Annotated in this window: 15 protein-coding genes; 6 read left to right on the top strand and 9 right to left on the bottom strand. The window is 53.6% G+C overall.

The genetic code is table 11. From position 1 onward, the window contains the following. The first annotated feature begins 48 nt into the window (after positions 1-48). The 5 genes from QWY27_RS06165 to hslO all read left to right on the top strand — a co-directional run bounded on the left by QWY27_RS06165 (position 49) and on the right by hslO (position 3,843). Positions 49-225 (top strand): hypothetical protein, encoded by a 177-nt coding sequence (locus QWY27_RS06165; RefSeq protein WP_290195769.1) that lies wholly within the window; start codon positions 49-51, stop codon positions 223-225. A 54-nt stretch (positions 226-279) separates the two neighbouring features. After that, the gene (locus QWY27_RS06160; protein ID WP_290195767.1) at positions 280-864 is read left to right on the top strand and encodes an RDD family protein; all 585 of its coding nucleotides are present in this window, start codon (positions 280-282) and stop codon (positions 862-864) included. 135 nt (positions 865-999) lie between these two features. Further along, complete coding sequence (locus QWY27_RS06155) at positions 1,000-2,349, top strand: AMP-binding protein (protein WP_290195765.1); 1,350 nt, start codon at positions 1,000-1,002, stop codon at positions 2,347-2,349. Between the two features lie 41 nt (positions 2,350-2,390). Then, positions 2,391-2,912: a gamma carbonic anhydrase family protein gene (locus tag QWY27_RS06150; RefSeq protein WP_290195763.1), complete on the top strand. Its 522-nt coding sequence runs from the start codon at positions 2,391-2,393 to the stop codon at positions 2,910-2,912. Between the two features lie 19 nt (positions 2,913-2,931). Then, positions 2,932-3,843, top strand: a complete 912-nt coding sequence (gene hslO / locus QWY27_RS06145) for an Hsp33 family molecular chaperone HslO (RefSeq protein ID WP_290195761.1) — start codon at positions 2,932-2,934, stop codon at positions 3,841-3,843. 23 nt (positions 3,844-3,866) lie between these two features. Here hslO and QWY27_RS06140 read toward each other — a convergent pair whose 3' ends face one another. Genes QWY27_RS06140 through QWY27_RS06130 form a run of 3 tightly spaced genes read right to left on the bottom strand, consistent with a single transcriptional unit; the run spans position 3,867 to position 7,746 of the window. Next, the gene (locus tag QWY27_RS06140) at positions 3,867-4,649 is read right to left on the bottom strand and encodes a response regulator transcription factor (RefSeq protein ID WP_290195759.1); all 783 of its coding nucleotides are present in this window, start codon (positions 4,647-4,649) and stop codon (positions 3,867-3,869) included. Next, entirely contained in the window at positions 4,646-6,535 is a 1,890-nt protein-coding gene (locus tag QWY27_RS06135; protein WP_290195757.1) for a sensor histidine kinase, read from the bottom strand. The genes QWY27_RS06140 and QWY27_RS06135 overlap by 4 nt, the downstream gene beginning before the upstream one ends. Before the next feature lie 2 nt (positions 6,536-6,537). After that, positions 6,538-7,746: a pyridoxal-phosphate-dependent aminotransferase family protein gene (locus QWY27_RS06130; RefSeq protein ID WP_290195755.1), complete on the bottom strand. Its 1,209-nt coding sequence runs from the start codon at positions 7,744-7,746 to the stop codon at positions 6,538-6,540. Positions 7,747-7,882: 136 nt separating this feature from the next. Here QWY27_RS06130 and QWY27_RS06125 point away from each other — a divergent pair, with 136 nt between their 5' ends. Then, positions 7,883-8,536 carry a hypothetical protein gene (locus QWY27_RS06125; RefSeq protein WP_290195754.1) on the top strand — a complete coding sequence of 218 codons (654 nt, stop codon included), beginning with the start codon at positions 7,883-7,885 and terminating at the stop codon, positions 8,534-8,536. 61 nt (positions 8,537-8,597) lie between these two features. On the opposite strand, the gene ftsB is transcribed toward QWY27_RS06125, so the two are convergent. The 6 genes from ftsB to QWY27_RS06095 all read right to left on the bottom strand — a co-directional run bounded on the left by ftsB (position 8,598) and on the right by QWY27_RS06095 (position 15,401). Beyond that, on the bottom strand, positions 8,598-8,969 hold the full coding sequence (gene ftsB, locus QWY27_RS06120) for a cell division protein FtsB (RefSeq protein WP_290195752.1): 372 nt from the start codon (positions 8,967-8,969) through the stop codon (positions 8,598-8,600). 48 nt (positions 8,970-9,017) lie between these two features. Beyond that, positions 9,018-10,304 carry a phosphopyruvate hydratase gene (gene eno / locus QWY27_RS06115; RefSeq protein WP_290195750.1) on the bottom strand — a complete coding sequence of 429 codons (1,287 nt, stop codon included), beginning with the start codon at positions 10,302-10,304 and terminating at the stop codon, positions 9,018-9,020. 30 nt (positions 10,305-10,334) lie between these two features. Beyond that, positions 10,335-11,186, bottom strand: coding sequence for a 3-deoxy-8-phosphooctulonate synthase (gene kdsA / locus QWY27_RS06110; protein ID WP_290195870.1), 852 nt, complete (start codon positions 11,184-11,186; stop codon positions 10,335-10,337). Further along, complete coding sequence (pyrG, locus tag QWY27_RS06105; protein WP_290195748.1) at positions 11,186-12,835, bottom strand: CTP synthase; 1,650 nt, start codon at positions 12,833-12,835, stop codon at positions 11,186-11,188. The genes kdsA and pyrG overlap by 1 nt, the downstream gene beginning before the upstream one ends. A gap of 126 nt (positions 12,836-12,961) precedes the next feature. Continuing rightward, on the bottom strand, positions 12,962-14,767 hold the full coding sequence (locus QWY27_RS06100) for an aminopeptidase P family protein (protein ID WP_290195868.1): 1,806 nt from the start codon (positions 14,765-14,767) through the stop codon (positions 12,962-12,964). Continuing rightward, positions 14,745-15,401, bottom strand: coding sequence for a CoA transferase subunit B (locus QWY27_RS06095; protein ID WP_290195746.1), 657 nt, complete (start codon positions 15,399-15,401; stop codon positions 14,745-14,747). The genes QWY27_RS06100 and QWY27_RS06095 overlap by 23 nt, the downstream gene beginning before the upstream one ends.

Genomic DNA, 15,401 nt, shown 5'->3' with positions numbered 1-15,401 from the left:
GGTTTTCCCTAATAATAGGGTTATCCCTAACAAACACTGGAAAACATCATGACTTACAACACAACGACTCGCCTGACAGACACTCTTGAGCGTGAATTACTCGCTAAAGCCATGGAAGATCAGTTCCGCTTTCGCCCACTGCGCGCTGTGAGCAAATTTGTTCACGGAGTTGCATCGTTTGCTGCCTCGGCCCGTGCAAGCGGCAAACTGAGCGATATGGTCTAAATTAGACCTGAGGGTGCGCGGGATCACCCTCAAAAGTGCGGGATAATATTGTTTATGAAACCCCGCACTGCTCGAACCAAACAACCGCAAGCCGAGGCGCAACAGACTGTGTTGCCTCATGCCCAAGCTTCTGCGGTTGCACCACCGCGACTCAGAAGATTCGCCTCGATGATGTATGAGGGGGTCTTACTGTTCGCAGTTGTCTTTTTAGCTGGGTATCTCTTTGATACGCTTACCCAAAGTCGACACGCGCTCATGCTGCGTGGCGGCCGTCAGGTTTGGTTGTTTATCGCGATTGGCGTCTATTTTCTGATCTGCTGGCGCCGCAGCGGCCAAACCCTCCCCATGAAGGCTTGGCATATCAAGGTATCCTCCGCTCAAGGCGGTCGCGCTGAAACGTGGCGCCTGCTGCTGCGTTACATCTATATGTGGGTGCTGCCCCTGCTCGGTGCGGTTCTAGTCTGGCTGGCCGCGTCAGTCTCTGGCTGGAATGCCATGCTGATGTTGATTGTTGCCACCCCTTTTTTGGTGTTTATCCCCACATGGTTCAGGGCAGATCAACAATTTCTGCACGATATCTTGGCTGGAACACGTTTAATGAACGTTCAACCCAACAAACAGCCTAGTAAAAACCCTTAGTTTCGTCTTCTCCCTGCACGCCGGTGTTGCGTCAAATGCTCCGGTAAGCCATGCTAGCGAGCATTGCATTGCTTACCCACCCTCTTAGGCATGTTGGACCAATACGCTTCACTGTGTGAATCATTTCACTGGCTAGTGCCAACCAATTTCAATATTGGTGACGAATGCTGTCATCGTTGGGCAAAAAGCTCAGCAGATGCGCGCCGTATCGCCTTATTTTTTGAGGACGCTTCGGGCCATCGAGATGTCTGGACCTATGAACGTCTCGGAGCGGCCACCAACCAATTCGCCAATGCACTCACACGCATGGGTGTCAAACCGGGCGATCGGGTGGCAATCATTCTTGCCCAAAGCCCTGAAGCTGTCGTGGCCCAATTAGCGGCCTTTAGTGTTGGGGCTGTGGCAATGCCGTTGGCAAGCAACCTGACGCCCAAAGCACTCGAGTTTCGTTTGCGGGACTCTGAAACACGGGTCGCTGTTGTCGGCGCAGAGGCCGCTGGCAATCTGGTTGGTATTTTGTCCCGCTGCTCTAAATTAACCCAGGTCATTGGAGTCGGCGTCGATGACGATCGTCTGCTGCCCTGGCGAAGTCTAATGACGCGTCAACCAGAGCAGTTCAAGCCTGTCTTGACGCGCGCTGAAGATCCCGCGCTTTTACTCTACAACAGCGATACAACGCATCCTGCGCGCGGCACATTGCTCCCTCATCGGGCTTTATTTGGTGCCTTGCCTGGTTTTGTTGCAGCTCAAAACTGGTTTCCACAAGGTGCGGAGGTTTTTTGGACGCCGTTGGACTGGGCACATTCGAGCGCTCTGCTGTGTGCTGTGCTACCCACGCTCTATTTTGGTCGTGCACTTGTTGGGCTGCGTGGTGCCACCACGCCGGGGCAAGGTCCTCAACTCCTCAATCGCTACCGTGTGACGCACGCCTTGATGCATAGCTCTGTGCTCAAACAGATCAAAATGATATCAACGTCCGAACCTGCGCCTCAGGACAAGCGGCTGCGTAGTATCGCGATCCTAGACGAGGGTCTCGATGAGTCCCTGGCCATCTGGTGTGAACGTCACTTCGGCGTGCGGCCCAATCATCTTTTTGGCACGACTGCAATGCCCGCCCTGATTGGCGATAGCCAGCAAAAATGGCCAGGTCGACACGGCAGTCTTGGCAAAGCATTCCCGGGCCATCGTTTAACCTTGCTCAACGAGAATGGCTCTCAAACGCGACTTGGCGAAACAGGTGAAATCGCCCTCAATCAGCTTGATCGGCACGGCTATCCGGATCCGGCTCTCCCGATCAAAATTTGGAAAGCCGATCCGACAGAGATCGCTCTCGACGCCGAGGGCTGGTGGCGCACGGGTGAACTTGCCTACATCGATGCAGACGGTTATCTATGGCATGCGGGGCGTAAAAACCAACTCCCAAATAAAAGGCCTCCACCACCCCCCGCCCCTGTCCAGATAAACACCACGCCGCCGACAGAGTAAACTTAAGCCATTCCTCAACGCTCTACTGGATGTTGAATAATATGGCGATTTATCAGCTCGGCGACCTGACCCCTCGCATTGATCCCACCGCGTTCATTTTTGACTCTGCAGACATCATCGGTGATGTCGCCATAGGCGCACACGCCAGTATCTGGGCGAATGTCAGCATTCGCGGGGATAACACCCTTATTGACATCGGACACCACAGCAATGTCCAGGAAGGCAGTGTGCTTCACTCTGATGAGGATGCACCGCTCACCATCGAAGAGTACGTCACGATCGGTCACCAGGCGATGTTACATGGCTGTACGATCGGAACAGGCTCACTCGTGGGGATGCAAGCCATCGTATTAAATCGCGCGCGCATTGGTCGCAACTGCCTGATTGGCGCTGGCGCCATCGTCCCTGAGGGTCGTGAGATTCCTGATGGTAGTCTGGTCATTGGTGTGGGAAAGATCGTGCGTACGCTGGGCGAAGAAGAAATCGCACAAATTCGTCACAACATCGAGCATTACGCCAAGCGCGGTCAAATGTATCGTCAACAACTCAAGCGTTTAGGCTGAGACTCCTTTATCGGCCCGTATGTCAGATCAACTCAAAAAATTCCTCTCTGAAGACCGCAGCGTTCGTATCGAATCTGTTCATATCCACCAAGCGTGGCAGTCGGCACAGTCCCACCATCATTACCCACCCTCCGTCGCGGCGTTATTAGGTGAGCTCGTGGCGGCCTCGACTTTGCTTGCCGCCACGCTGAAATTCGATGGCTCGCTATTGCTTCAGCTCCAGGGTGATGGCGCCATCGCCCTAATGGTGGTCGAGTGTCGCGCAGACATGAGTATCCGTGCCACAGTGAAAATGCGTGATCGGCCGCTGCCGATCCAGAGAGACCTGCAGTCGCTTCTTAACCCAGGCGGAACCGCTAAATTTATTGTCGTCCTGGATCCCCCGAAAAATACGCCTGGACGTCAAGCCTACCAAGGTATTGTTCCGCTTGAAGGCGACTCGATCGCTCAAGCACTCGAACAATACATGCTGCGCTCCGAGCAACTTGATACCCGCATTTGGCTCGCAGCCAATACCGAATATTGCACAGGTCTTTTGTTGCAACGCCTCCCTCTGCAGGGCGGCAATCAACATGCACAGGTATTGAGTGCCAATGAGTCTTGGCAACGGGCGCAACACTTGGCCCAAACCCTGACCACCAAAGAAATGCTTGAAGTGACACAAGACACTCTCTTGCATCGTCTTTTTTGGGAAGAAACACTGCTGACATTTGAATCCAAACCCGTTATTTGGCAGTGCTCATGTACGCGAGAGCGCGTCGCTGACATGCTGAAAATGCTGGGCCGCGCCGAAGTTGAAGACATCCTTACGACACAAGGCAAAATCGAGGTTGCCTGTGAGTTTTGTGGACAGCCTTATCTTTTTGACGAAGTTGATTCAGCAATGCTGTTTCAACCGCTTGCACCGGGTTCAGGCAAGTCAGTTCACTGACGACCGCGAGAGACGATTCGCAGCTATGGGCGTATCTCAATCGGGATGCATAGCTCATAGCCTACGCCCCAAACAGCTTTGAGAGCAGGTTCAGCCCCCTCCTGGGAAATCGTGGCGAGTTTCTTGCGCAGGCGACTCACCAGGCTCTCAAGGGCACGTTTGCCAATATCATCGGCATCGGGACGCTGACTGAGCATTTCACAAATCACTTCGGTTTCCAACAAGTGATGAGAAGCCTGAGTCAACCCGATTAATAAGGCTTTTTCGCTATTTGTCAGAAAAATCTTTTCTTGTGAATGTGGACTCGTCATCGAGCGGTCTTGCAAACTGATGATCCAACTGCCAGCAGACTGATTCATCAATCGCGAACGTCTGTACATGCTCATCAGCGCCGCGGTCAACTCTTCGGGGACGACCGGCTTCGTGAGGTAGATATCTGTACCTGCCTCATAGCCTTTCAGGCGGTCGGGTATGGCCGAACGGGCGGTCAGCATGATGATTCCCATGCTCGGGATACTGCTGCGCATGCGACGCGCGATCGAAATGCCATCCTCACCAGGCAAAGACAAATCAAGCACTAAGGCATCAATCGGCTCCGTGATCAGGAGATCATCGAGCGAACGGCCACTACTGACAGCAAAGATAAGAAACCCCTGTTGCTTGAGGTGATAGTGAATTTCTTTACGCAGCAAGGGGTCATCTTCGACGAGTGCTACGCGCATCGGCGCGAGGGTGAACAAGCTGACAGATTCCTCTGGCTGAGCGTTCACATTTGGTGCGGGAATGTGAGGGGCTTCTTGAGTCATTGCTTGAGCTCCACCGTAAAGTGCGCTTGACCATCCTTTTGTTCAAAGCGTATCGAACCACCGAGAATTTTGCATAAAGACTTCACAAGATACAAGCCTAATCCGGTACCCGATTTTTCATGCGCATAGGGACCTCTGTAATACCGGTTAAAAACGCTCTCAGGATCGGGAATATCTCTTCCCTGAACGGCATTGCTGACACGGACGATCAAGCGTGCAGGCTGCGCTTGCAGAGCGTCTTGAGCGGATAACTGGACAACGATTCGACTATCAGGATCAGAGTATTTAACTGCATTATCAAGCAAATTGGTCAAAATAATCGCAAAGAGATTGGGATCAGTCCGGAAGATCATGGATGAGGCGGGAACTAAGCAATCGATGCGCTTTGCTTCAGGCTGACTCGCTACGATCAACTCGACATTTTCTTTGACGTCGAAATCCTCGAACTTGGGTGTAAAACCCTTTTGATCGAGCTGATCAACCTGGACGCAACGCTCAATCACGGTATTCATATTGTTAATCGCCTGCACCATGCTGTCGATGCGATCGGCAGAATCCGCCGCTTGTTCACCCGACAACTTACTCAGACTGCGTCTTAACGAACCTGCAGCCATGCGCATGGTCGCCAGAGGATTTTTTAACTCATGCGTGAGCATGTCAATCAACATGCTGCGTTCTTTAATCTGCTCGGTCTCGACCAGGTTGCGTGCGCGCAAAAACTGCAGCTCCTGCATTTCCCGGTCGTAAATCACCCTTCGATGAGAGATGTCGCTCCCAACGATAATAGATAGTGCGACCGCAACAATCAATCCTCCCCAGTTTCCAGGCGCGGCAACGATGTCTGGCCGCACCCAGCCTAGAACAGGCAAAATATCCACCCACAACAATCCGCACATCACCGACGCACCCAAAGCAATCAGACGGCGATGCATCGGGGGCATGAGTGCGCACCAGGGAAGAGCCAACAAGAGCATGAACGGCAACAGGGTCACTAGTAAAAAGTTGAAATTCAACGCCAACAGCGTGACGCGATCAAGCTTGATTGCCAGCAACTCCAGCAGCAAAATACCTGCGGTAATTTTGACGTAATAGCCATACCATTTAGGAGGTCCGTAATTTTGCAACAGCTCTTTTGTTAAGAGTAAAGACATCAGCAATCTGAGGACATAAAGCGTGTTGAACATCAGATTGTCCATCCACACGTGTTTCTCAAAGTACAGAGCCGCCAACAACCCAGAAGAAGAAAGATTAAATAAAAGTGTCACGATCTGGGAGACTAAAAATACTCCCACTAGCTTGTGACGTGTTCTGAAGTACACGAGCATCGCCCAGATACAAATCGCAAAGATGACGCCGGACTCAAGTCCGAAAATCTGTTGCTGATCGACGATTAGTTTTGAAAGGGCCTCGGCCGACATCACGCGTGTTGTCAGGAACAGGCCATTAATGGTGTTGATACGTAGATAAAAGTAGTTATCGACACCGGCACGCGTCGTGATGGGAAAGCAATATAAATTATCAGCGCAAGCATGTTGGCTGGCCGGATACTGATCACCAGCAATACGACTGCTCCAGCTGCCATTGTGCTGTTCAAAAACTTGTATTTCGCCAATGTAGTGCGGACCGACACGCAGGATTACTTGCTCAGTACCCTGTGCAGGCGCCTCGACTAACAAACGAATCCAGCGAACCGTGGGAGAGAAACCGCGATTTAACACCAGCCCAAACGGCTGGTATTGTTGAGCAACGGCCTGGTCAATCGTCAGGACACCAGGAGCCGGCTCGATAAAGACCGCGCGCGCAAGGATCTGATCGTGTTGCGTCGCGTGCGCAGCGAAACCAATAACTGTCAGGAACAGCCACAGTAGCGTGCGCACGAAGCGCATGATTAGATTGCTTCTCGCGATAGAAATTCGACTGCGCTGCGTACGCCGCGATCTCCCACCTCAATACCCAAGGACTGCATGGCGGCCTCCACACCTGCAAGACAACCTAAAATCATGGCTGGATTGAGGTCGCCCAAGTGTCCGATACGAAATACGCGCCCCGCAAAAGGTCCCAGACCTCCAGCAATCATCACCTGAAAATTTTCACGCGCAGTTTTGCGAATGCTCTCAGGATCGATGCCAGGCTTGACCAAAATAGCCGTCACTGAATCAGAGCGTGCGTCAGGGACTTTGCACAGAAAATCAAGATTGCCTGCTTCAGACCAAGACTGCACCGCGGCACGAACCGCCCCAGCCAATGCGCGATGACGCGCATGGACTTGCGCCACACCCTCGCGCTCCAGTAACTCAAACGCGGCTTCCATGCCGAACAATAAATTTTGAGGTGCCGTGCCGCAAAAACGACTGTAGGAAGGTCCTTTGCGTCGACGCAGCCAGTCCCAGTAAAAGCGGGGAGCGGGATTTTTTTCGCACACTTTTATCGCACGGGAATCAGCCACACAAAAACCCACGCCAGGCGGCACCATCAAACCTTTTTGGGAGGCGCCAATAACGGCGTTTACACCCCATTTGTCCATCTCGAAAGGAATGGCTCCGAGAGATGCCACCACGTCCACAACGAACAGAGCAGGATGGCCCGTTGCATCAATAGCGCGACGCAAGGCCGGAATATCACTTGTGGTGCTGCTGGCCGTATCGGTATGCACAGTGAAGACTGCCACGATCTCATGGCGCGTGTCTTCTTTCAAGATTTGGGCGACGGCCTGAGCATCGATGGGATAACCTTCGTGAAAAGGCGTGCGTATCACAATGGCACCCATCGCCTCAGCCATGATGGCCCATGATTCAGAAAAGTGACCCGTTCCGGGGATCAAGACCTTTTGTCCGGGCGCGAGCAAATTGACGATCATCGCCTCCCAGGCACCATGGCCATTGGCCGCATAAAAAAACACCTCTGCAGCCTGGGTGTTCAGCAGCTTCTTTAGACCAACCTCGCAGGCATCGACGCAAGCATCCACACGCGGATCACCCATGTCCATCGGTTGTTTGGTCATCGCATCGAGCACCGCTTTGGGTACGTTGGATGGTCCGGGCGAGTGAAGTAAACGCACACCTGGGAAATAGGGAAACGCAGCTGCTGACGAGGTCATATCCGATCCTTGTGAAAGTGACACGATTTTAACCTGCCGCTATCAATAGGCGCTCATCCGTATCGACACGGCGTACCTTGGACGCCACACTTTGAACATACTTTGTGCCGATCACCACGCTATCGATGAGTCCCTCATGATGTCCACACCACACTCCCTCTACTCAATCACCCGCGCGCCAATGCGTCGGACTCATACGTTCAACCCCAATACGGAAGCGAAAAATCTGAAAGGCAATTTTCCGCATACACAAGGCGGGGCAACCATACTCGAAACCCTGCTCGCGCTTTTACCCATCATTCTGCTAGGTAGTCTGTGTATTGAGCTAGCGCGCGGCTATCAAGTCAGGCATCTGCTCACGTTAGCCTTGCATGAGGCCGGACGCGTGGCGGCCGTTCATCAAGCAGATCCGGGAATATGGCAGAAGGCTCTTGACCAGTCCCTTTCGCGATTATTTTTGCCTGCCGGACGCTTTCAGAATGCGCATATTCGGCGTGAACATGAACACGCACAATTCAAAATTAAATTTTCCTTACCTCTTTGGCAGGCCATCGAACTGCGCTCAACACCCGAAACCATTCATCTCCAACTCACCTACTTGTACAGGCCCGAGCAAGAATGGCTGCAAGGCATCTTGCGCACACTTAAGCGTCACTTTCCTCATCCCCAAAGCCAAGGCATTCAGCGCTTGGAACAACAATCACTGTCGAGACAAGCTTGGCGTCAAGGCTTTATTCCGATCGTCGTGGAGCATCGGGTGCTCAGGCATCGGAGCCTCGTATCGCCTTGAAGATGATGCCGTCAATGCGCAAGCAATGAGCATGAGCAAATGAGCAACGAGAGTCTGGCGTTTAGCGCGTTGTCGCGGCGGGCTTTGCAGGAGCAGGCTTTATTTGGGGCTTAGCGGTCGCAGCAGGTTTTGCTGTGGACTTGAGCTCTGGAGGTTTAACGCCTGGAGGCAAAACCTGCACAAAGACTTCGCCCTGTCGCATCATGCCCAACTCGCTGCGGGCACGTTCCTCGGAGGCCTCGGTACCCGAACGCAGGTCTTCGACCTCGGCGGCGAGTGCCATGTTACGCGCGGTGAGACCTTCATTGATCATGCGCTGATCCGCGACTTGCGATTGCATATCCCAAACGGAAAACCAGCCGCCCCGACCCATCCACAAGGGATACTGGATCAGACCGACTAGCGCAACCATGACAATCAGCAGCAGACGCATAGCACCTTGTTAATCCAGAACGGTCTGAGACCGTTCTGGAAAGTCAATTTAGCGCAGGTTATAAAACGCATCACGACCGGGGTAGGTCGCCACTTCGGCGAGCTCTTCCTCGATACGCAATAACTGATTGTACTTAGCCATACGATCCGAACGGGACAAAGAGCCGGTCTTGATTTGCATGGCATTCGTCGCAACCGCGATATCAGCAATGGTCGAATCCTCAGTCTCACCGGAGCGATGCGACACCACTGCGGTATAGCCAAAACGCTTCGCCATTTCAATCGCTGCGAACGTTTCAGTCAAGGTTCCGATCTGGTTAATTTTGATCAGGATTGAATTGGCGATGCCCTGATCGATCCCTTGCTTGAGAATTTTAGTGTTCGTCACAAACAAGTCATCACCGACGAGCTGAACCTTGCGGCCGAGTCTTTCTGTGAGGTGCTTCCAGCCAGCCCAGTCGTTTTCAGCCATGCCGTCTTCGATGGAGATAATGGGATATTTGTCGCACCAAGTCGCCAGCAAATCTGTCAAAGCTTCGGAAGAAAGTGAAACACCCCCCTCACCCTGCAACGTGTATTTACCATCGCGGTAAAACTCAGAGGCCGCACAGTCCAAACCCAACGCGATTTGCGTACCGGGCTCGTACCCTGCATTTTCAATGGCGCGCAAAATCAACTGAATGGCAGCTTCGTGGTTCGCTACGTTTGGCGCAAAGCCGCCTTCGTCGCCCACTGCAGTCGACATGCCCTGGTCATTGATGATTTTCTTGAGTGCGTGGAAAGTTTCAGCGCCCATACGCAAGGCTTCGCGAAAGCTCGACGCCCCGATCGGCAGAATCATCAGCTCTTGCATATCGAGCGTATTGTTTGCGTGCGCACCACCGTTGATCACGTTCATCATCGGTACGGGCATGCTCATCGGACCACTGCCACCAAAATAGCGATACAGCGACAAACCGGACTCGTCCGCCGCGGCGCGCGCAACCGCCATACTGGCAGCAAGGATTGCATTGGCGCCTAGGCGAGACTTTCCTTCGGTGCCATCGAGTTCGATCAGGGTACGATCGAGAAAAGTTTGCTCCTGAGCATCAAGTCCCATCAAGGCCTCGGAAATCTCTGTGTTGAGATTTTCAACTGCGCGCAAAACGCCTTTGCCCAGATAGCGGGATTTGTCACCATCACGCAACTCAATGGCCTCACGGCTACCTGTCGATGCGCCCGAAGGCACGGCGGCTCGGCCCATGGCGCCCGATTCAAGCAACACGTCGCATTCGACAGTAGGGTTACCACGCGAGTCGAGAATCTCACGACCAATGATGTCTACGATTGCACTCATTTCTGTCTTTCCTGAAAAATAAAAATTCCGTTAAACAAAACGTGACTCTAAAAAACCTTGTTGCTTGACCACATGATCAAGCGCCATTAAGGTCGTGAGTAATTCTTTCATCTGACCAAGCGGCACAGCATTAGGTCCGTCTGACAAGGCCTTGGCAGGATCCGGATGTGTTTCCATAAAAAGGCCTGAAATACCGGCAGCGACTGCAGCGCGGGCCAGCACAGGCACGAACTCGCGCTGTCCGCCCGAAGAAGTTCCCTGCCCTCCGGGCAACTGAACCGAATGTGTCGCGTCAAAAACCACTGGACACCCTGTTTCACGCATGATGGCAAGCGAGCGCATGTCAGAAACGAGGTTGTTATAACCAAACGACACGCCGCGCTCGCACACCATGATGTCCTCAGCGACGCCGGCTTGGCGCGCAGCATGACGCGCTTTGTTGACGACCTGTAGCATGTCGTGCGGGGCCAGAAACTGTCCCTTTTTGATGTTGACCGGCTTGCCGCTCGCTGCACAAGCCTCGATAAAATCCGTCTGGCGGCACAAAAACGCGGGCGTCTGCAACACATCCACAACCGTGGCAACAGCCTTGACCTGATCTTTGTCGTGGACATCGGTCAAGACATGCACGCCAAGCTCAGCGCGCACATCGGCCAGTATCTGAAGCCCTTCGTCCATCCCGGGACCGCGATAGGAAGTCCCCGAACTCCGGTTGGCCTTGTCGAACGAGCTTTTATAGATGAATGGTATGCCCAGCGCAGCAGTGATCTCGCGCAACTGGCCCGCTGTGTCAAAAGCCATTTGTCTGGATTCGATCACGCAAGGACCGGCAATCAAAAAAAACGGCTGATCCAGACCAATTTCGAATCCGCACAGCTTCATCATGTTCCCTTGCGCTGAGTCTGATGCGCCAACGCGGCGTTTATGTAGCTTGTAAACAAGGGATGCCCGTCACGCGGCGTCGAAGTGAACTCGGGATGGAACTGCACACCGACAAACCAGGGATGGTTCGGTATCTCCATGATTTCCGGCAGATTTTCAGTAGGCGTGCGTGCGCTGATGACCAGCCCTGCGCTTTCGAGGCGAGGCACGTAAATGTTGTTGACCTCGTAACGGTGACGATGACGCTCGTTCACTTCGGGCCCATAGATCTTGTGGGCAAGCGTGCCGGGCTTGACCGGGCATTTTTGCGAACCTTTACGCATCGTGCCGCCAAGATCGGATTGCGCATCGCGCTTTTCAGTCACGCCTTCGCGGTCCATCCACTCCGTGATCAAAGCGACCACAGGATGGGGGGACGCAGGATCGAACTCGGTACTGTTGGCATGGCCCAAGCCAGCCACATCGCGTGCAAATTCGATCACGGCCAGTTGCATGCCCAGACAAATCCCCAAATAAGGCACATTATTTTCGCGGGCATAGCGGATGGCAGCGATCTTACCTTCGGTACCACGCTTGCCAAAACCGCCGGGAACCAAAATGGCATCGAAAGGCTTAAGAACCTCCACGCCATTCTCTTCGATGCTCTCGGAATCGAGGTACTCGACCTTGACACGGGACTTTGTATGTATCCCCGCATGAATCAATGCCTCGGTCAGAGACTTGTAAGACTCCGTCAAGTCTACGTATTTGCCCACCATCGCAATACGAACCTCGCGCTCGGGATGTTCGAGACGATAGACCAGGTTGTCCCACATCGACAAATCAGCGGCGGGAGGATTCAGGTTCAAGACCTCGCAGATCAAATTGTCCAGTCCCTGCTTATGCAGCATGGAGGGGATTTTGTAGATCGAGTCCGCGTCCCAGACAGATATCACCGCATCGAGTGGCACATTCGAAAACAAAGAAATCTTGGCGCGCTCTTCATCAGGAATCGGGCGATCCGCGCGACACAGCAAGGCATGCGGGATGATGCCGATTTCGCGTAATTTCTGAACGGAGTGCTGGGTCGGCTTGGTTTTGAGCTCACCAGCCGAGGCGATAAAGGGAACCAGTGTGAGATGGATAAAGGCTGCATTATTGCGCCCAAGACGCAGACTCATCTGGCGGGCAGCCTCGAGAAAGGGCAAGGACTCGATGTCGCCTACGGTTCCACCGATTTCAACAATCGCCACATCCGTCGCACCATTCCAGGACTGTTCGGCCCCCCGCGCAATGAAATCCTGGATTTCATTGGTGATGTGCGGAATAACCTGGACAGTTTTGCCCAGATAATCACCACGACGCTCTTTGCGCAAAACAGATTCATAAATCTGTCCGGTTGTGAAGTTATTGACCTTGCGCATTTTCGAGGAAATGAATCTCTCGTAATGCCCGAGATCAAGGTCAGTTTCAGCGCCGTCTTCTGTAACGAAGACTTCGCCGTGCTGAAACGGGCTCATTGTGCCGGGATCAACGTTGATATAGGGGTCGAGTTTTAGCAGGGTCACCTGCAGGCCACGAGACTCGAGGATGGCGGCCAGAGACGCGGCGGCGATGCCCTTGCCTAGCGAGGACACCACACCACCGGTTACAAAGACAAATTTGGTCATGTGTTCGACGCCCCATGATAGGGCGTATGCGGGAAATTTGGATTATAGCCGCCTGTCCAACTTTTGCGGAAAACCCGTATAGATTTAGCTACAAAATTTTCCGCATTTCAGTCAATTCTGACATTTTCAAGCAAGTGGTTCGGTGCGATGCAGCAACCAAGCCAGGGCCGGGCCGGTCACCTTGGGCGCCAGTCGTCTACGCACCTCGGCATGGTAAGCATTGAGCCAGTCGAGTTCATCTGGACGCAATTGAGCCAGCTGAATGCAGCGGGTGTCGATCGGACAAAGCGTCAGCGTCTCAAACTCCAGAAACTCACCAAACTCGGATGTGCCGGCCGAAACGTTACAAACCAGATTTTCGATCCGAATACCCCAGCGACCTGGACGATATAGTCCAGGCTCATTGGAGGTGATCATTCCCGGTTGCATGGCTGTCTGCGGACCCGGTGCGGCTCGATAAGAGATGACTTGAGGACCTTCGTGCACATTCAGATAGTAGCCAACTCCGTGCCCGGTCCCGTGTCCGTACTCGACAAGTCGTTCCCATAACGGCGCGCGCGCGACAGCATCGAGCATAGGCGACAAGACGCCACGCGGAAACTTCAAGCGGGATAAAGCGATCATGGCGCGCAAAACTGCCGTGTAATCATCTTTCTGCGCAGCAGAAGGCTGACCGACAGGGACCACACGTGTGATGTCAGTCGTACCACCCACGTATTGACCACCCGAGTCTATCAACAGCAGGCCATCACCCTGAATCGCGGCAAAAGACTGTGGGGTGGCACGATAATGAGGCATTGCGCCGTTGGCGTTGAAAGCCGCGATCGTGCCAAAACTGCGCGACACAAAACCAGGCTGCAGACTTCGCTGGGCCATAAGTTGGTCGTCGATCATTAATTCATTGAGCGGCACGGTATCGCACCGCGCGATCGCATCCTCGAGCCAGGCAAAAAATGCACACAAGGCTGCCCCGTCATCTTCCATGACGCGTCGAACATGATTGAGTTCAAAAGCTGATTTTTGAGATTTAAAAAATGTACTCGGGTTGATCGCACGCACAAGCCGGCACGACACCTGATCCACTAACGCGCAGGTCGTTCTGGCAGGATCAAACAACAAACAAGCCTGAACATCCAGTTCAGCCAAGGCAAGACCAGCCTCTTGATAAGGTCTGACGGTTATGCCGTCCCGTGCCAGGATCTGAGCCAGCTCCGGATCGACCTTGCCTGGCTGGATAAACAACCAGACGCACTCAGGTCCAATCAGGACATGCGCCAGAAACACTGGATTGAAGCTGACGTCCGCGCCGCGCAGGTTCAGCAACCAGGCGATGTCATCGAGCGTCGAGATCAGGTGCCACTGCGCGCCTTTCTGGGACATTTCTGCGCGGACACGCGCTATTTTTTCCTGTCGTGATTCACCCGCAATGTCCACAGGCAAATCTCGGACTGGCGACATTGGCAGCGCTGGGCGATCAAGCCAGCATTGTCCGGGCAGATCAAGAGACAATTCCAGCTTGATGTCTCTGGGTGCGAGCTGCTCGAGCAACGCCTCGCGAGCAGCCAAACCCAACGCGCGGCCGTCAACGGCCACTACTCCACCTCGGGGCACCTGCTCGCCAAGCCATGCAGCATGGGCCGGATCCGTGGCCACGCCAATTTTCATCAATGACACACCTGAACCCGCCAACTCGGCCTCGGCTTGCACCCAATAACGGCTATCGACCCAAATCCCGGCGAAGTCCTGTGTCACGACTACCGTCCCGACTGACCCGGTAAATCCGGTCAGCCAATGCCTGATCTGCCAATAAGCCGGCAAATACTCTGAGAGATGCGGATCAGCCGAGGGAATGAGGCAGGCGTCAACATGGGCGTGACGCATAGCCTCACGCAGCGCGGAGAGCGCGGTTTTACTGTTTGATTGCGGATACATCGAGTTTGGCCGAAGTCTTTGACTGGATTTCATCAAGCGTCACACCGGGAGCGATCTCCAAAAGCTTCAAACCGCTCGGTGTGACTTCCATTACGCCTAAATCTGTGATGACCATGTCGATCACGCCCACACCCGTCAAAGGCAAGGTGCATTTGGGTAAAAGCTTCAAATCAGTCGTGCCGTCTTTCTTGTGCGCGACATGCTCCATCAACACAATCACGCGGCCCACACCGGCGACCAGATCCATCGCCCCGCCCATGCCCTTGACCATTTTTCCGGGGATCATCCAATTAGCAAGATCGCCCGTCTCGGAAACCTGCATGGCACCTAGAATAGCGAGGTTGATCTTACCGGCGCGAATCATCCCGAAAGAGTCGACAGAAGAAAAAATCGCCGAGCCGGGCAAGGTCGTCACAGTTTGCTTGCCGGCATTGATCAAATCAGGATCGACTTCGCTATCTAACGGATAAGGTCCGATTCCGAGCAAACCATTTTCTGACTGGAGCCAGACTTCCATGCCGTCGGGCACGTGGTTGGCGACCAAAGTTGGCAAGCCAATGCCCAGATTCACATAAAAACCATCTTTCAGTTCGCGTGCCGCACGCGCGGCCATTTCATCACGAGTCCATGCCAT

Origin of the sequence: Zwartia vadi (genome assembly GCF_030410375.1) — a bacterium.
In the GTDB taxonomy this organism is placed as follows: Bacteria; Pseudomonadota; Gammaproteobacteria; order Burkholderiales; family Burkholderiaceae_B; genus Zwartia; species Zwartia vadi.
The sequence above is the reverse complement of the archived record's forward strand: the minus strand, read 5'-3'. Positions and strand labels throughout refer to the sequence as shown.